Origin of the sequence: Metabacillus idriensis (genome assembly GCF_050483325.1) — a bacterium.
Taxonomy (GTDB): Bacteria; Bacillota; Bacilli; order Bacillales; family Bacillaceae; genus Bacillus_P; species Bacillus_P idriensis_A.
Window position 1 is genome coordinate 1 of the sequence record NZ_JBCMYF010000027.1, and the last position, 15,677, is coordinate 15,677.

Annotated in this window: 12 protein-coding genes; 9 read left to right on the forward strand and 3 right to left on the reverse strand. The window is 42.6% G+C overall.

Annotation, left to right across the window (positions count from 1 at the left end; all coding sequences use genetic code 11):
• Positions 1–21 precede the first annotated feature (21 nt).
• Positions 22–264, reverse strand: coding sequence for a YgaP family membrane protein (locus ABEQ24_RS15215; RefSeq protein WP_070879475.1), 243 nt, complete (start codon positions 262–264; stop codon positions 22–24).
• Positions 265–363: 99 nt separating this feature from the next.
• Between ABEQ24_RS15215 and ABEQ24_RS15220 the strand changes: the two genes are divergently transcribed.
• The 3 genes from ABEQ24_RS15220 to ABEQ24_RS15230 are packed head-to-tail and all read left to right on the forward strand — an operon-like array spanning position 364 to position 3,495.
• Complete coding sequence (locus ABEQ24_RS15220; RefSeq protein ID WP_430007568.1) at positions 364–2,103, forward strand: adenine deaminase C-terminal domain-containing protein; 1,740 nt, start codon at positions 364–366, stop codon at positions 2,101–2,103.
• 44 nt (positions 2,104–2,147) lie between these two features.
• Complete coding sequence (locus ABEQ24_RS15225; protein ID WP_430007639.1) at positions 2,148–3,164, forward strand: DUF3048 domain-containing protein; 1,017 nt, start codon at positions 2,148–2,150, stop codon at positions 3,162–3,164.
• A 22-nt stretch (positions 3,165–3,186) separates the two neighbouring features.
• Positions 3,187–3,495 (forward strand): YerC/YecD family TrpR-related protein, encoded by a 309-nt coding sequence (locus tag ABEQ24_RS15230; protein ID WP_070879478.1) that lies wholly within the window; start codon positions 3,187–3,189, stop codon positions 3,493–3,495.
• Positions 3,496–3,649: 154 nt separating this feature from the next.
• Here ABEQ24_RS15230 and ABEQ24_RS15235 read toward each other — a convergent pair whose 3' ends face one another.
• Positions 3,650–4,633: a DUF3231 family protein gene (locus ABEQ24_RS15235; RefSeq protein WP_430007569.1), complete on the reverse strand. Its 984-nt coding sequence runs from the start codon at positions 4,631–4,633 to the stop codon at positions 3,650–3,652.
• Positions 4,634–4,913: 280 nt separating this feature from the next.
• Here ABEQ24_RS15235 and ABEQ24_RS15240 point away from each other — a divergent pair, with 280 nt between their 5' ends.
• From ABEQ24_RS15240 to pruA, 5 genes are all read left to right on the forward strand, one after another.
• A complete protein-coding gene (locus ABEQ24_RS15240; protein ID WP_430007570.1) occupies positions 4,914–5,600 on the forward strand; it encodes a heptaprenylglyceryl phosphate synthase in 687 nt (228 codons plus the stop codon).
• A 108-nt stretch (positions 5,601–5,708) separates the two neighbouring features.
• Positions 5,709–7,877: a DNA helicase PcrA gene (gene pcrA / locus ABEQ24_RS15245; protein WP_430007640.1), complete on the forward strand. Its 2,169-nt coding sequence runs from the start codon at positions 5,709–5,711 to the stop codon at positions 7,875–7,877.
• 28 nt (positions 7,878–7,905) lie between these two features.
• The gene (gene ligA / locus ABEQ24_RS15250; protein ID WP_430007571.1) at positions 7,906–9,915 is read left to right on the forward strand and encodes an NAD-dependent DNA ligase LigA; all 2,010 of its coding nucleotides are present in this window, start codon (positions 7,906–7,908) and stop codon (positions 9,913–9,915) included.
• A gap of 15 nt (positions 9,916–9,930) precedes the next feature.
• Positions 9,931–11,121: a CamS family sex pheromone protein gene (locus ABEQ24_RS15255; RefSeq protein WP_430007572.1), complete on the forward strand. Its 1,191-nt coding sequence runs from the start codon at positions 9,931–9,933 to the stop codon at positions 11,119–11,121.
• A gap of 280 nt (positions 11,122–11,401) precedes the next feature.
• Positions 11,402–12,949 carry an L-glutamate gamma-semialdehyde dehydrogenase gene (gene pruA, locus ABEQ24_RS15260; RefSeq protein ID WP_430007641.1) on the forward strand — a complete coding sequence of 516 codons (1,548 nt, stop codon included), beginning with the start codon at positions 11,402–11,404 and terminating at the stop codon, positions 12,947–12,949.
• Positions 12,950–13,304: 355 nt separating this feature from the next.
• On the opposite strand, the gene putP is transcribed toward pruA, so the two are convergent.
• Complete coding sequence (gene putP, locus ABEQ24_RS15265; protein ID WP_430007573.1) at positions 13,305–14,789, reverse strand: sodium/proline symporter PutP; 1,485 nt, start codon at positions 14,787–14,789, stop codon at positions 13,305–13,307.
• Between the two features lie 347 nt (positions 14,790–15,136).
• Between putP and ABEQ24_RS15270 the strand changes: the two genes are divergently transcribed.
• The gene (locus ABEQ24_RS15270; protein WP_430007574.1) at positions 15,137–15,523 is read left to right on the forward strand and encodes an Hsp20/alpha crystallin family protein; all 387 of its coding nucleotides are present in this window, start codon (positions 15,137–15,139) and stop codon (positions 15,521–15,523) included.
• The last annotated feature ends 154 nt before the right edge of the window (positions 15,524–15,677 follow it).

Below are 15,677 nucleotides of genomic sequence, written 5' to 3' on the forward strand. Positions count from 1 at the left end.
CGGGCGATTCCGCACTTCTGGTTAAGACGGATTATAAGTCTTATCCTCAAACTCCAGATCCTCTTTGCGGTATTCTTGATACATAAATACCATCGGGCAGAATCTGAGGATGCCTTCTCCGACTTTCATCGCACCAAGCAGCATCATGAGCAGCAGAGAATCCTTCCAAGGTTTTTTCGAATATTTTGCTGATGCCCATGATAGTAAAAACAGTCCGATTGTAATTCGGATCAGTCCGTTTACAATGCCGATGTTCGGTTTCATAATATGTTCCTCCTCTTTTTGAAAATACAGTAAATCTTTACTGCGTTAAACGGTTACATATGTTAACATATAAGATAAGAAATTTAGGGAGGGTCTGAAATGCCACAGTCAAAAGCAAAATGGAAAGTCCGGCAAATCAGAAATCACATACAAGCGGCATCAGGCCAGAAGCCTCCAGCTCTTGTTTTGAAAAATGGGCTGTACTTGAACTCCTATCTGAAGCAATGGATCAAAGCCAACGTCTGGATTTCCTGTGACCGGATTGTTTATATTGGCGATAAGCTTCCTGCCGAAGGGCAGCCTGAGATCATCGATTGCGAAAATCGTTTTATTGTACCCGGATATATTGAGCCTCATGCTCACCCATTTCAACTTTATAATCCCCATTCTTTCGGGAAGTATGTGTCACAGTTCGGAACAACGACACTCATATGCGACAACTTATTTTTGCTTTTTCAGTCCAACGAAAAGAAAGCGCTTACTTTTATCCGCGAATTAAATGAGCTTCCTTTGCAGTATTTTTGGTGGAGCCGTTTCGATCTTCAAACAGAGGTTGCTAATGAGCATGAATATTTATCTCTCGATTTTATGAAAAAATGGATGGAACATGAATATGTTATTCAAGGCGGAGAATTAACCGGGTGGCCAAAGCTGCTCTCGGATGATGATTTGATGCTGTCATGGTTGGTCGAGATGAAAGGAAAGGGAAAACGAATTGAAGGACATTTTCCCGGTGCTTCAGCAAACACACTCAACAAAATGAAATTATTCGGGGCAGACTGCGATCATGAATCGATGACTGGAGATGATGTGTTAGAGCGGTTAAAACTCGGCTATACTGTTTCACTCAGACATTCCTCGATCCGGCCAGATTTGCAGCAGCTGCTTAATGGCATTCGTGAAAAAGAGATTCATCACTATGATCATTTCTTTTTCACTACTGACGGAGCCACACCGCATTTTTATAAAGACGGCATGATGGATTCGATGATAAAAATGGCCATTGAGCACAATATCCCGGCAATAGATGCGTACCATATGGCAAGCTTTAATACAGCCAGGTATTACCGGATGGAAGATGTAACAGGCGCTGTAGCCCCAGGACGTTTGGCCAATCTGAATTTTTTGGAATCACCCGATAATCCAACTCCTGCAGCTGTGCTGTCAAAAGGAAAGTGGCTGAGAAAAGACGGATTGCCGGCTGAAAGCTTCGGTGAGTTTAATTGGGGGAAATCCGGATACGGAAAAATGAAGATTGAATGGTCCCTGTCTTATGATGATTTGCAGTTTTCAATGCCCCTCGGCCTTAAAATGAAGAATGATGTCATCATGGAACCGTACAGCATTACAATCGATAATTCATTTGACGAACTCGGCAGCCATCACGATGAGTGCTTTCTTGCGTTAATTGATAAGAAAGGGAAATGGCGGATTAACACCATGCTGAAGGGATTTGCCTCATCACTCGGCGGTCTTGCCAGTTCTTATTCAACAACAGGGGATATTATTTTAATCGGGAAAAGCAAGCATGATATAATCACAGCATTTAAGAGAATGAAGGAACTTGGAGGCGGCATTGTTCTTGCAGAAAAAGGGGAGGTTCTTCATGAAATACCCCTGGAGATTTGCGGAGGAGCGTCTGCTGAAGAGTTTAGTGAAGTTGTTCAAAAAGAGGAAAGGTTTAAGCAGCTGCTGAAAGAAAGAGGATATACGTTAGGTGATGCGGTTTATTCCCTCTTTTTCCTGTCGTCGACCCATTTGCCCTATATCAGGATAACTCCTGTGGGCATCTATGATGTGCTTAAAAAAATAATACTCTTTCCATCGATAATGCGTTAAAATATAAAAGTAAGCAGAAGGTGTCAATCGTGAAAAACAACAAGATGAAAATGCAGCGGCTGTTCATGGCATTGCTCCTGCTAGCCATGTGTACGGCTTGTAAGCAAGAAGAAAACAGCAGCCCAAAAGCAGATGTTGTAAAAGTGGAAGAAACATCTGCACCTATTGTGAAGAAAAACATTTATCCATTAACAGGCTTGCCCTCTGGTGAAAAAGCGGAACAGCGTGCCTTTGCTGTGATGATCAACAATCATCCCGCAGCCCGGCCGCAGTCTGGACTTCATCAGGCTGATCTTGTATATGAGGTTTTATCAGAAGGAAATATCACCAGATTCCTTGCTGTTTACCAGAGCAATCAGCCGGCAGTAATCGGGCCTGTCAGGAGCGCCAGAGAATATTATGTAGACTTGAGCACCGGCTATGATGCAGTTTTTATCAGCCACGGCTGGAGTCCTCAGGCTAAAGAGACGCTAGAAAAGGGAAATAATGATTACTTAAATGGCTTGTTTTATGATGGCACACTCTTTTGGAGAGCCACATTCAGAAAAGCGCCTCACAATTCTTATATCTCTGCTGAAAACATAAAAGAAGGCGCAGATCTGAACGGAATAAACCTGTCGAAGCAGCCGAAACCGCTGCCGTTTACGGATGCAAAAGAAACTGCTGAGGGTGATTCAGGTTTAGAAGCCACTGTCCGGTACGACCAGTCAGAAGTGTGGAATTCAGTCTATAAATACGACAAACAAACGAAGAAGTACTTACGATATAGCAACAATGAACAAACGAAAGACCTGGAATCAGGAAATGCCATTGCTGTCGATAATTTATTTATCGCAGAAATGAAGCATCAAACGATTGACGACTATGGAAGAAGAGCAATTGATTTAACATCCGGAGGCAAAGGGATCCTGCTGCAAAAAGGCGTCAGCCGCCAAGTGGAATGGCGCAATATTGACGGACGTATCCTGCCTTATTTAAACGGAAAACCAATTGGATTTGTACCGGGTAAAACCTGGATTAACATAGTGCCTGCTCTAGAAAATCACGTTTCACTCCACTAATTTTCATAAAAGGAGAATGAAGATGCAAATTGAAAAATTACGGGGAAAAGAACTCGATCAATTATTTGAATCTGTTTTATCATTAAAAAACCTGGAAGAATGCTATCGGTTCTTTGATGACCTGTGCACAGTGAACGAAATCCAATCCCTTGCACAGCGTCTCGAAGTAGCACGCATGCTGCGCGAAGGTTTCACATACCACAAGATCGAAACCGAAACAGGTGCAAGCACAGCAACCATCTCACGCGTAAAACGCTGCCTGAACTATGGCAACGATGCCTATACAATGGCGCTTGAGCGCATTCAAACACAGGAAACAAAAGAATCTTAATACATGAAGGCTAAAATCGATTTGATTTTAGCCTTTGTTTTTATTTAGAGGTGCTTCGATGGCGAGCGGAACCGCTTAGGCTCATCGGCCAGAACGGCTCCCGCCGGCGAACGAAAAAATCGCCTTATCTGTCTGTCTGCGCTAACCGGGCGGTTCAATTTTTCATTTGAGGCGGTTCTTCAAACCAGCCATTTTCAATCATCAATTTAATCCCGTCATTTGCATAAAAGTAAATATCTTTGGCGATTAAAGCGTTTTTCAGAGATATATCGCTTCGTAAACTGAAAATCGATCCGAAGCTGCTCCCTACAAGGCCAAAGCCGTTTAACAGATAGATGCAAAACATCATCAATCTTTGAGAGAACGGAGCGACAGTGGAAGAAGTGACGGTCCCTCCTGAACCTGCAGTGAATTGCACATCACTGTCCATAAGAAGTTCTTCAAACAGTTCAATCTGTTTTTTAGCAAGCTTTTTTCCTTTTGAAAAATAAGCCTTAACCGCTTTATCGGTTGAACACTGCGCAAAACCTGATATCAGCTGCATGCCGATGTTGTTTGTTTCAATGCCATGATGAAGATAACCAATTTCGATATCATTTAAGGCCCGGTTATTTTTGAAAAATGAGAAACCGCTCATGTAGTTTTTATCTTCAATAAACTCAGTGGTCTTAGGCTTGTCGACGATTGGAGGAAGCGTTAGAATACCTTTATTCAGGAGATAATGAGTAGATAGCTTATACACCTTCTGAGTCACCGTTGTCAGTCCTTGATAAATGGACATGACATCTTCACGGTAAGCCATATTCATATTGAGTGTATACATCCCCATGCTTACCTCTTTTAATATGCGGAGCAGCATAATGTCAAAGCCATTATCAAAAAGCTTAGGAGCGTCAGGGTGTACATCTTCTTTTGTGAAACCTCTTGGTATAACGACACCCTCGGTTTCAAAAATGTCTTCTATTTTGATGACAAAATGATTGAGCTCCTGCCACAAGCCTCCCATTATGTTTTTTGCCTGCTGATCTTCGGATTTTTCCATGAAATACTCTAATATTCTTAAAATCATTGTTTTTTCCTGATATGTAAGCCACAATGTACCAAGTTCAGACGAACAAATTGGATTCTTAACATTCACTGTAATCCCTCCATAGGAATAGTATCTTCATTATGGATTGAATTATGAGAATTTCTATATTAGAGAAAAAAGAAGTCAAAAACCGGGGGATGGCTGAAAAAGAGTGTTCAATCACTCTGAAAATCTTGCTGCTATAAAAAAATGTCTAATGGCTTAAAGCACCCCAAATCCCAATTTCATGAACAGATTGTCAAAACCTTCATAGCGCCTGTCCGTTTTTTGCAGAGCGTTAATTTGATATAATGTTTCAGGTGGAACCCGATTGTTAGGAGGAAAGACCATGTACGACGTTACCGAGTGGAAACATGTTTTCAAACTCGATCCAGATAAAGAGATAAGCGATGAAAATCTAGAAATAATATGTGAATCCGGAACAGATGCGATCATCGTCGGCGGAAGTGATAATGTGACGATGGATAATGTGTTAAACTTAATGTCCCGAATCAGAAGATACCTTGTACCTTGTGTGCTTGAGGTGTCTGAAATTGAGTCAATTATACCGGGATTTGACTTGTATTTTATCCCTTCGGTTATGAACAGCACGAATACGAAATGGGTAATGGGACTGCATCATGAAGCTGTAAAAGAATATGGCGAGATCATGAGCTGGGATGAGCTGATTGTTGAAGGCTATTGTATTTTAAATGGTGACTGCAAAGCGGCGAAGCTTACAGAAGCAAATACGGAGCTATCAGCAGATGATGTTATGGCGTATGCCCGAATGGCTGAAAACATGTTTCATATGCCGATCTTTTATTTAGAATACAGCGGAATATACGGAGATGTTAATGTGGTACAGGCTGCAAGCTCTGTCTTATCCTCTACCAAACTCTTTTACGGCGGAGGCATTGAAACGCCTGAACAGGCAGCTGAAATGGCTGAATATGCGGATGTTGTGGTTATCGGCAATGTTATCTATGATGATTTTGAGTCAGCTGTGAAAACAGTAAGAGCAGTAAAACCTTGATTGCAAATTACTCAGTACATGAGATAAAATTAGAACATACGTTTGATATAAGGTGGTGTCCGGAACGTGCAATTTTTAACAGATCAATTATTGAATGGTTTAAACGATATGCAAAAAGAAGCGGTCAAGGCAACAGATGGACCGCTCTTAATAATGGCCGGAGCAGGAAGCGGCAAGACAAGTGTGCTCACAAGAAGAATTGCCTATTTAATGGTGGAAAAGGGCGTAGCTCCTTGGAATATTCTAGCCATTACATTTACAAATAAAGCGGCTCGCGAGATGAAAGAAAGAATCGGGAAGCTGCTTGGACCAGGTGCGGATGATATTTGGATTTCGACGTTTCACTCCATGTGTGTCCGTATATTAAGAAGAGATATCGACCGGATTGGTATCAGCAGAAACTTCTCGATTCTTGATACGACTGACCAGCTTTCGGTCATTAAATCAATTCTCAAAGATCGCAATATCGATCCAAAGAAGTTTGATCCGCGCAGTATTTTAGGAAGCATCAGCGGAGCGAAAAATGAACTGATCACACCTGAAGAGTTTGAAAAAACAGCGGGCGGCATGTATGAACAGGTTGCAAGCGATGTGTACAAGGATTATCAGAAAAAACTGCTGAAAAACCAGTCGCTTGATTTTGATGATTTAATCATGACAACGATTCACCTATTTCAGCGTGTTCCTGAAGTGCTTGAATTCTATCAGCGCAAATTTCAGTTTATCCATGTAGATGAGTATCAGGATACGAATAAGGCGCAGTACCTATTAGTTAAAATGCTTGCATCACGTTTTCAGAATCTATGTGTTGTCGGTGATTCCGATCAGTCGATCTATCGCTGGCGCGGTGCGGATATCGCAAACATTCTTTCTTTTGAAAAAGACTACCCGGCTGCGAGCGTGATTTTGCTTGAGCAGAATTACCGTTCCACTCAGCGTATCCTTGAAGCGGCAAATGGAGTTATTAAAAACAACATGAACCGCAAAGCAAAAAATCTTTGGACTCAAAATGATGAGGGCCAGAAAATCAACTATTACCGCGCTGACAGTGAATCAGCTGAAGGACAGTTCGTAGCGGGGAAAATCAATCAGCTTGTCTCTTCTGAAGGAAGGAAGCTGACTGATTTTGCAATTCTCTACCGCACGAATGCCCAGTCCCGTGTAATCGAGGAAATCCTCCTTAAATCTAACATCAATTACACCATTGTCGGCGGGATTAAGTTCTACGACAGAAAAGAAATTAAAGATATACTCGCTTACTTAAGATTAATTGCCAATCCTGACGATGATATCAGCTTAGCGCGGGTAATTAATACGCCAAAGCGCGGTGTAGGCGCCACCTCTGTCGATAAAATAGCCCAGTATGCGGTCGACAATGATTTATCTCTGTTCGGTGCGATTGAACAAATCGAATTTGCAGGAGTAAGTGCGCGTGTTGTCAGTGCGATGGTTGATTTCCGCGAGCTTGTGCGCAATCTGACAAACATGCAGGATTACCTGTCTGTAACAGAGCTTGCAGAGGAAGTCATTGAAAAAACAGGCTACCGCGATATGCTGAAAACGGAAAAAACAATCGAAGCACAAAGCCGTTTAGAGAACATTGATGAGTTTTTATCTGTTACGCAAAACTTTGAGAAAAACAGTGAAGATAAAAGCTTAGTAGCCTTTTTAACAGATTTGGCTTTAGTTGCGGATATTGATAAATTAGATGAAGATGAGGAAGCCTCTAAAGAAGCCGTTGTGCTGATGACTCTCCACTCTGCGAAAGGACTGGAGTTCCCGGTTGTTTTCTTGATGGGTGTTGAGGAAGGCGTATTCCCTCACAGCCGTTCCCTTATGGAAGAAGCAGAGATGGAAGAAGAGCGCCGTCTTGCTTATGTCGGCATTACCCGTGCCGAAAAAGAACTGTTCATTACGAATGCTAAAATGAGAACTCTTTTCGGACGTACAAGCATGAATCCTGAATCCCGTTTTATCTCAGAGATTCCGTCTGAACTGCTGGAGAATCTAAATGAAGTGAAAAAGAGCACTTCTCCATTTGCTGCGAAAACCCGGCCGGAAAGACGCCCTCAGGTCAATAGACCGATGGCTGCTTCAACAGGCGGAGACGAAATTGCCTGGTCTGTCGGCAATAAAGCAGAGCATAAAAAGTGGGGAATCGGCACAGTTGTCAGCGTGAAAGGCGAAGGAGAAGGCAAAGAGCTTGATATTGCGTTCCCAAGCCCTGTAGGCATTAAACGTCTGCTTGCCAAGTTTGCTCCGATTCAAAAAGTGTAGATCGTTAAAGGAAAGGAATGGACCCTGGATGGATATGAATGCAGCCAAACAACGCGCAGAAACTCTGCATGACTTATTAAATAAATACAACTATGAATATCACGTTCTTGATAAACCGACTGTGCCTGACTCTGAGTATGACCAGCTTCTTCATGAATTAATTGAGATTGAAGAAAGCTATCCTGAGCTAAAGACGCCTGATTCCCCAACACAGCGTGTCGGCGGCAATATCCTTGAAGGATTTAAAAAGGTGCAGCATAAGAAACCGATGCTAAGCCTTGGAAATGCCTTCAATGAGCAGGATATCAGAGATTTTGACCGCCGTGTGAGACAGGCAGTCGGCGATGATGTTCAGTATATGGTTGAACTGAAAATTGATGGACTTGCCGTGTCTCTCACATATGAAAATGGTGCATTCGTTCGAGGTGCCACGCGCGGGGACGGCACAACAGGCGAAGATATCACCGAAAACTTAAAAACAATCCGGTCCATTCCGCTTAAATTAAAGAAAAACCTTTCAATTGAAGTGCGCGGCGAAGCCTACATGCCAAAATCATCTTTTGAAAAATTAAACGAAACAAGAATACAACTCGAAGAAGAGCCGTTTGCCAATCCGCGCAACGCGGCGGCAGGTTCCCTTCGCCAGCTTGATCCTAAAATTGCGGCGAAACGAAATCTGAATATTTTCGTCTATAGTATTGCAGACCTTGGGGAAGAAACTGGGGCGGCCACTCAAAGTGCAGGCCTTGATGCTCTCGAGGAGCTTGGTTTTAAAACGAATACAGAGCGCCGCAGATGTGATTCAATTGATGACGTAATTACGCTGATTGAGTCTTTCCAGGATAAAAGAGCCAATCTTCCATATGAAATTGACGGCATCGTGATCAAAGTAGATTCGATTGAACAGCAGGAGGAGCTCGGTTTTACAGCCAAAAGTCCGCGCTGGGCAGTGGCCTATAAGTTTCCTGCAGAAGAAGTGATGACGAAGCTGCTTGATATCGAATTAACGGTTGGACGCACTGGTGTCATTACACCAACTGCATTATTGGAGCCTGTCCGTGTTGCTGGTACAACAGTAAAACGCGCTTCTCTTCATAATGAAGACCTCATTCGTGAAAAAGACATTCGTCTTGGTGACTACGTCGTTATTAAAAAAGCCGGAGACATTATTCCCGAGGTTGTTAATGTTATGCTCGAGCACCGTACAGGCGACGAGCAAGAGTTCAAAATGCCGACTCATTGCCCTGAATGCGAAAGCGAGCTTGTGCGGATCGAAGGCGAGGTTGCACTTAGATGCATCAATCCTAAGTGCCCGGCGCAGATTCGCGAAGGATTAATTCATTTTGTATCTAGAAATGCGATGAACATCGATGGTCTTGGCGAGCGGGTGATTGCCCAGCTTTTCAAAGAAAACTTGATTAAAGATGTTGCCGATCTTTACAAATTGACCCGAGAGCAGCTGCTCGAGCTTGAGCGGATGGGTGAGAAATCAGTGGACAACCTGCTTTTGGCGATTGAAAACTCAAAAGAAAGCTCACTTGAAAGATTGCTGTTTGGCCTTGGCATCCGTTTCATCGGCGCTAAGGCAGCAAAGACGCTTGCGCAGCATTTTGAGACAATGGAACGATTGCAAACAGCCTCAAGAGATGAGATTATAGCGGTTAATGAAATTGGCGATAAGATGGCGGATGCCGTCGTAACTTATTTTGAACAGCCTGAGATGAATGAGCTGATTTCTGAACTGAAATCATGCGGAGTAAATATGGCTTACTTAGGACCAAAGCTAGTAAAAGCAGAGGAATCAAATTCCTTCTTTGCAGGCAAAACGGTCGTTTTAACAGGGAAACTAGAAGAGCTTTCCCGAAACGAAGCAAAAGAACAAATCGAAGCGCTGGGCGGCAAGGTAGCCGGAAGTGTCAGCAAAAAAACAGATTTAGTCGTTGCCGGAGAAGATGCAGGAAGCAAGCTTTCAAAGGCTCAAGAGTTGAACATCGACATTTGGGATGAGATGAAACTGCTTCTGGAACTAAGAAAATAAGAGGTGTATTCCGACTTGAAAAAAGTAATGGTAATGCTGCTCGCAGGCTGTTTATTCCTTTCAGCCTGCGCACCCAGCTTTGGTGATCAAGAGGAAATCGTGCGGGAAACGGAAGATGAATCAACCGAAAAAGCGATCATTCCTAAATACAACATTTCAGATTCCTACTATAAAATGATCCTCCCGTTTAAAGAAGGAAAAGCAAGAGGACTCGTTGCTGAAAATATCAACACCCGTTTAGACATCGATGAATTCGAAACGGGACTGATGAGAGTGGCACAGGAAGAGTTTTCACCTGACAATCATCTTTATCAGGAAGGTCAGTATCTGGATGAGTTGACGGTACGCTCTTGGCTTGGCCGCAAACTTGAAGGGGATAAATTGAAAGAAGCACAGGATAAAGCGAAAGCGAATAAGGAAACGTTCAAAAATGAGGGTCTGAACCCAATAGCGAGTACCGAAGGCGATTTTATTCAACAGAATGAAAAAAGCCCAATCTACTTGGCACACATGCTTGAACACAATTACTTAGTCCGAAAAGGTGAAAATACAGTTGAACTTGGCGGAGTGGTCATCGGACTTGCCTTAAACTCGGTTCATTACTACCGTGAAGCGGTCGGTGAGCCGCAGCGTGAATATGTCATCGATCCGCAGAAGCTTGAAGCGGAAGGCAAAAAGATGGCGGAAGAAGTCATTACACGCGTACGCAGCCAAAAAGGCCTTGAAAATATCCCTGTTGTCATTGCCCTATACAAGCAAGCGCCGAAGTCATCCATTGTGCCCGGCAGCTTTATCGCGAGCACAGTAGTAGACGGCGGCAGCAATCAAATCGGCAAATGGGACAGCATTGATGAGGAATATGTCTTTTTCCCGTCGCCTCAAGGCACAGAAGACTACCGCGAGGATGCCAATCTTTTTGAGCGATTCAAACAGGACATCGATGAATTTTTCCCTAACTACACGGGCGTCATCGGCAAAGCCTTTTACAAAGGGGAAGAAATGCAAGAATTGAAGATTGATATACCGATGCAGTTCTACGGAAAATCAGAAGTCATTGCTTTTACCCAGTTTGTTACTGGGAAAGTGGTCGACTATTTCCCTGACTATGTTTCAGTTGAAGTAAATATCAATTCAACAAGCGGCCAAGAAGCGCTGATCGTCCGTAAACCTGGGCAGGAAAAGCCGACCGTTCATATTTATCAATAAATAGCGCAGCCATCTCACAATTGTGAGGTGGTTTTTTTATAGGTGGAACTAGAGATGAGAATTGCTCAAGCGGGAATCCAGATTCAGTGTAACTGGCAGAAACGAAGCTTTGACTTATCAAGCGCACTAAACAGAGTCCTCCGCGTCAATCTAGTCATTTTACTACTCTCTTAATTTATTCAACTTCATATTATGATAATTATTCATAGTTTGAAAGTTTCCATTTCTTTCGTTAGAATGGGGGTGTAAACGTTTCATACTTGCAGGGAGGCGAATGTAAATCATGATACCGTACAAACACGAACCATTTACTGATTTTTCAGCAGAAGAGAATAAGAAATCCTACCTTGAAGGCTTGAAGATTGTTGAGTCATATTTAGGGCAGGATTATCATTTGGTCATTGGCGGAGAATGTATTTCAACAGAGGATAAAATTGTTTCTGTGAATCCTTCAAATAAAGAAGAGGTGATTGGCCGCGTTTCGAAGGCGAACCGGGAGTTAGCCGAGAAAGCTATGCAAGCAGCTGATGAGACATTTAAAACATGGCGTAAAGTGAAGCCTGAAGTTCGTGCGGACATTCTGTTCCGTGCTGCAGCGATCATTCGCCGCCGCAAGCATGAGTTTTCTGCGCTATTAACAAAAGAAGCAGGCAAGCCCTGGAATGAAGCAGATGCGGATACAGCGGAAGCGATTGATTTCATTGAGTACTATGCCCGCCAAATGCTGAAATTAAAGGATGGCATGCCGGTTGAAAGCCGTCCGGGTGAATACAACCGCTACAGCTACATTCCTTTAGGTGTAGGGATCATTATTTCTCCGTGGAATTTCCCGTTTGCGATTATGGCAGGAACGACAATCGCAGCAATCGTAACAGGCAACACAGTCTTATTAAAACCGGCTTCGACTACTCCGGTCGTTGCGGCCAAGTTTGTTGAAGTATTGGAGGAAGCTGGACTTCCTAAAGGTGTATTGAACTTCGTGCCTGGAAGCGGCGCTGAGGTTGGCGATTATTTAGTTGACCACCCGCGCACGCGTTTTATCAGCTTCACAGGTTCACGTGACGTAGGCACACGCATCTATGAGCGTGCTTCTAAAGTGAATGAAGGCCAGATCTGGCTGAAGCGCGTTATTGCTGAAATGGGCGGCAAGGATACGATTGTCGTTGATAAAGACGCTGATTTGGAATTAGCTGCACAATCAATCGTGAAATCTGCATTTGGATTCTCAGGACAAAAATGTTCTGCTTGTTCCCGTGCTGTCATCGTTGAAGATGTGTATGATCAGGTACTGAACCGCGCAATTGAACTAACAAAAGAATTAACAGTCGGGGATACAGCAGATCAATCTTATTTCATGGGTCCTGTCATCGATCAGGCTGCATTTGATAAAATTATGAGTTATGTAGAAATCGGCAAAGAAGAAGGGAAGCTCGCTGCAGGAGGAGAAGGAGACAGTTCCAAAGGCTTCTTCATTCAGCCTACAATCATTGCGGATCTCGATCCAAAAGCACGCTTGATGCAGGAGGAGATCTTCGGTCCGGTTGTCGGCTTTACGAAAGCAAAAGATTTTGATCATGCGATTGAAATTGCCAACAATACGGACTACGGTTTAACAGGCGCAGTCTTGACAAACAACCGTGATCACATTGAAAAAGCGCGCGAAGACTTCCACGTTGGAAATCTGTATTTCAACCGCGGCTGTACCGGTGCCATCGTCGGCTACCAGCCATTCGGCGGCTTCAACATGTCCGGAACAGATTCAAAAGCGGGCGGACCGGATTATTTATTGCTTCACCTTCAGGCCAAAACAACATCAGAAACGCTGTAATAAAAGGAGAAAAGAGCTTAAACAAACGTTTGTTTAAGCTCTTTTTTGTTTTGGGCAGGATTTTCCAGGGCATTTGACATATTGGTTTCTCTGAATTCAGTAGAAGGCGTTTAAATACAGTCGAATTGTGATTTACTTTCCAAAATACCTCAAATACTTTCCAAATGTCTTCTATTACTTGAAAAAACCAATCGGATACTAGCCAAATGAAGCAATTTACTTTCTTTTTTCCATTTGCTTCCTTCCCTATGCTAAATATACGATTCAAGACCTCTTTGATTGAAAAGACCAGGATTAACCGCCTGACTGGTGTAAAAAAACAGCGCTCAAGTCACCTTGAGCGCTGTTAATCATATCATTTTGTTTCTTCCTCTAAAACTTCTTCCATTTCAGTAAACGTATTTTGAACGCGTTTAGAAGGTCTGCTTGTGATCAAGCTGACTGCGTAAACAGCAAGTAAACTTAAGAAGAAGCCGGGAATCATTTCGTACATAAATTCTTTTAATGCAGGGACGTTTACCCAAATCAGAACGGTGACAGCACCTACAATCATACCGGCAAGTGCGCCCCACTTCGTCATTCGTTTCCAGTATAAGCTGAGCAGCACGGCCGGTCCGAATGCGGAACCAAAGCCTGCCCATGCATACCCTACTAAAGAAAGAATTGTATCACTTGGAGTAAGTGACAGCATTACGCCGATAATGGCTACCAGCAGTACGGAAAGCCTTCCAACTAAAACAAGCTCTTTATCTTTTGCCTCACGTCTGAAGAACGTTTTGTAAAAATCTTCTGTCAGGGCACTTGAAGTAACAAGCAGCTGTGATGAAATGGTACTCATAATCGCAGCTAAAATCGCTGCAAGCAAGAATCCTGTGATTAACGGGTGAAAAAGCACCTGTGCAAATTTGATAAAAATGGTCTCAGGATCTGCTAGCGTTGTCGCCGTCTGATCGACATAAGCAATCCCTACAAGACCTGTAAGCATTGCGCCAAAAACAGAAATGATCATCCAGCCCATGCCGATTCTTCGTGCAGGTTTTAATTCTTTAATAGAAGAAATCGCCATAAAACGGACGATAATATGAGGCTGTCCGAAATAACCTAAGCCCCATGCTAAAAATCCAATAATGCCAATAACGGATGTTCCTTTAAAGATGTCCAGATAAGTTGGATCCATTGCGCGGATTGTATCGAACGTTGGTCCGACTCCGCCTAAATTAGTAAATGCCACAATTGGTACAAGTACTAGTGCAAGAAACATGATGATTCCCTGTACAAAGTCAGTTAAACTTACGGCCAAAAATCCGCCAAACAGAGTATAGGCTACAACAACTCCTGCTGTTAAAAGCATACCTGTCATGTAATCAAGCTTAAATGAAGATTCAAATAACAATCCTCCTGAAACTAAACCTGCTGAAGTGTATAGCGTGAAGAAAATAAGGATGACTATCGCTGAAACGAACCGAAGAATACGCGTTTTGTCTTTAAAGCGATTTTCAAAGTAATCCGGGATTGTAATGGAGTCGTCTGCAACCTCTGTATAGGTTCTGAGACGCGGAGCAACTAAAATGTAATTCAAATAGGCTCCAACTGTAAGCCCTACTGCTATCCACATGCTTGATAATCCGGTTGTATACATAGCTCCAGGAAGCCCCATAAGCATCCAGCCGCTCATGTCTGAAGCCCCTGCCGATAGTGCGGTTACTGCGGGTCCGAGTCCTCGTCCCCCAAGCATGTAGCCGGACACATCGTCTGTTGACTTCTTGTAGGCATAGAATCCAATAAGAAGCATGCCGACAAAATAAATTCCGAGTGATACCAATGTTCCAATTTCCACCAAATCTCTCCTTTGACTAAAGTGATCATGTAATAAGAACCAAAAATTGCAATCCGTTCAGCCCTACGGTTACCTAACCTAACAAACTATTCCCCTTGTTTCAAGGAAATGAAACAGTCATGACGCGGGTTTTAGCGCTTGTGACCTATGGTGTATGTATAAGTAAGCGCTTTCCTAAAAGAATTAAAGTAAAACTATTTAGAATTTTCTGATGTAACTTTTTTCTTTTAATATGATGTATTATGTGCAGTCAGATTTAAAACAAAACAACTTTTTTAAGGATAGGCAAACAGCGGGGTTTTTACATATGATAATGAGATATAAATGAACGTATGTCAGGAGGATAGAATATGGATTCAAATGGAAAAGATCCAATGAAATTGATCAATGATTTTTTTGTCTCGCGGCCAAAGAATACCCTTCTCGGAAGCATCGACGACTATTTCAAACAATCATTTGCTCCAAAAGGATTTCAGGCTATGACGGAGGAAACGAATGCAGCATTTGTTGTAAAAGCAGAATTGCCTGGAATTGAAAAAGAGGACATTAAACTTGAAATTCTTGGAGAGGATTTGATCATTACAGTAAAATCAGCTAAAAATGAGAATAAAAACGGCAAACAATCAATTCCTATTCCCCCTTCAGCTGTAAAAAGAAATTTAAAGGCGAATTACCGGAATGGTGTTTTGAAAATCACGATTCCAAAGAAGCCATCAACTAAAATCGAGATTGACTGAAGTAAAACATGTATCAGAGAAATACAGAAATTTAAGTAAAAAAAATATGGTGATATAGTACAATTTTTAAAATGAAAAAAGATAAGAATACGATAATAGAAAGGCGCGGATGGTTATTCCGGCGCCTTTTACTTTGGGGAGAATTATTTAAGTA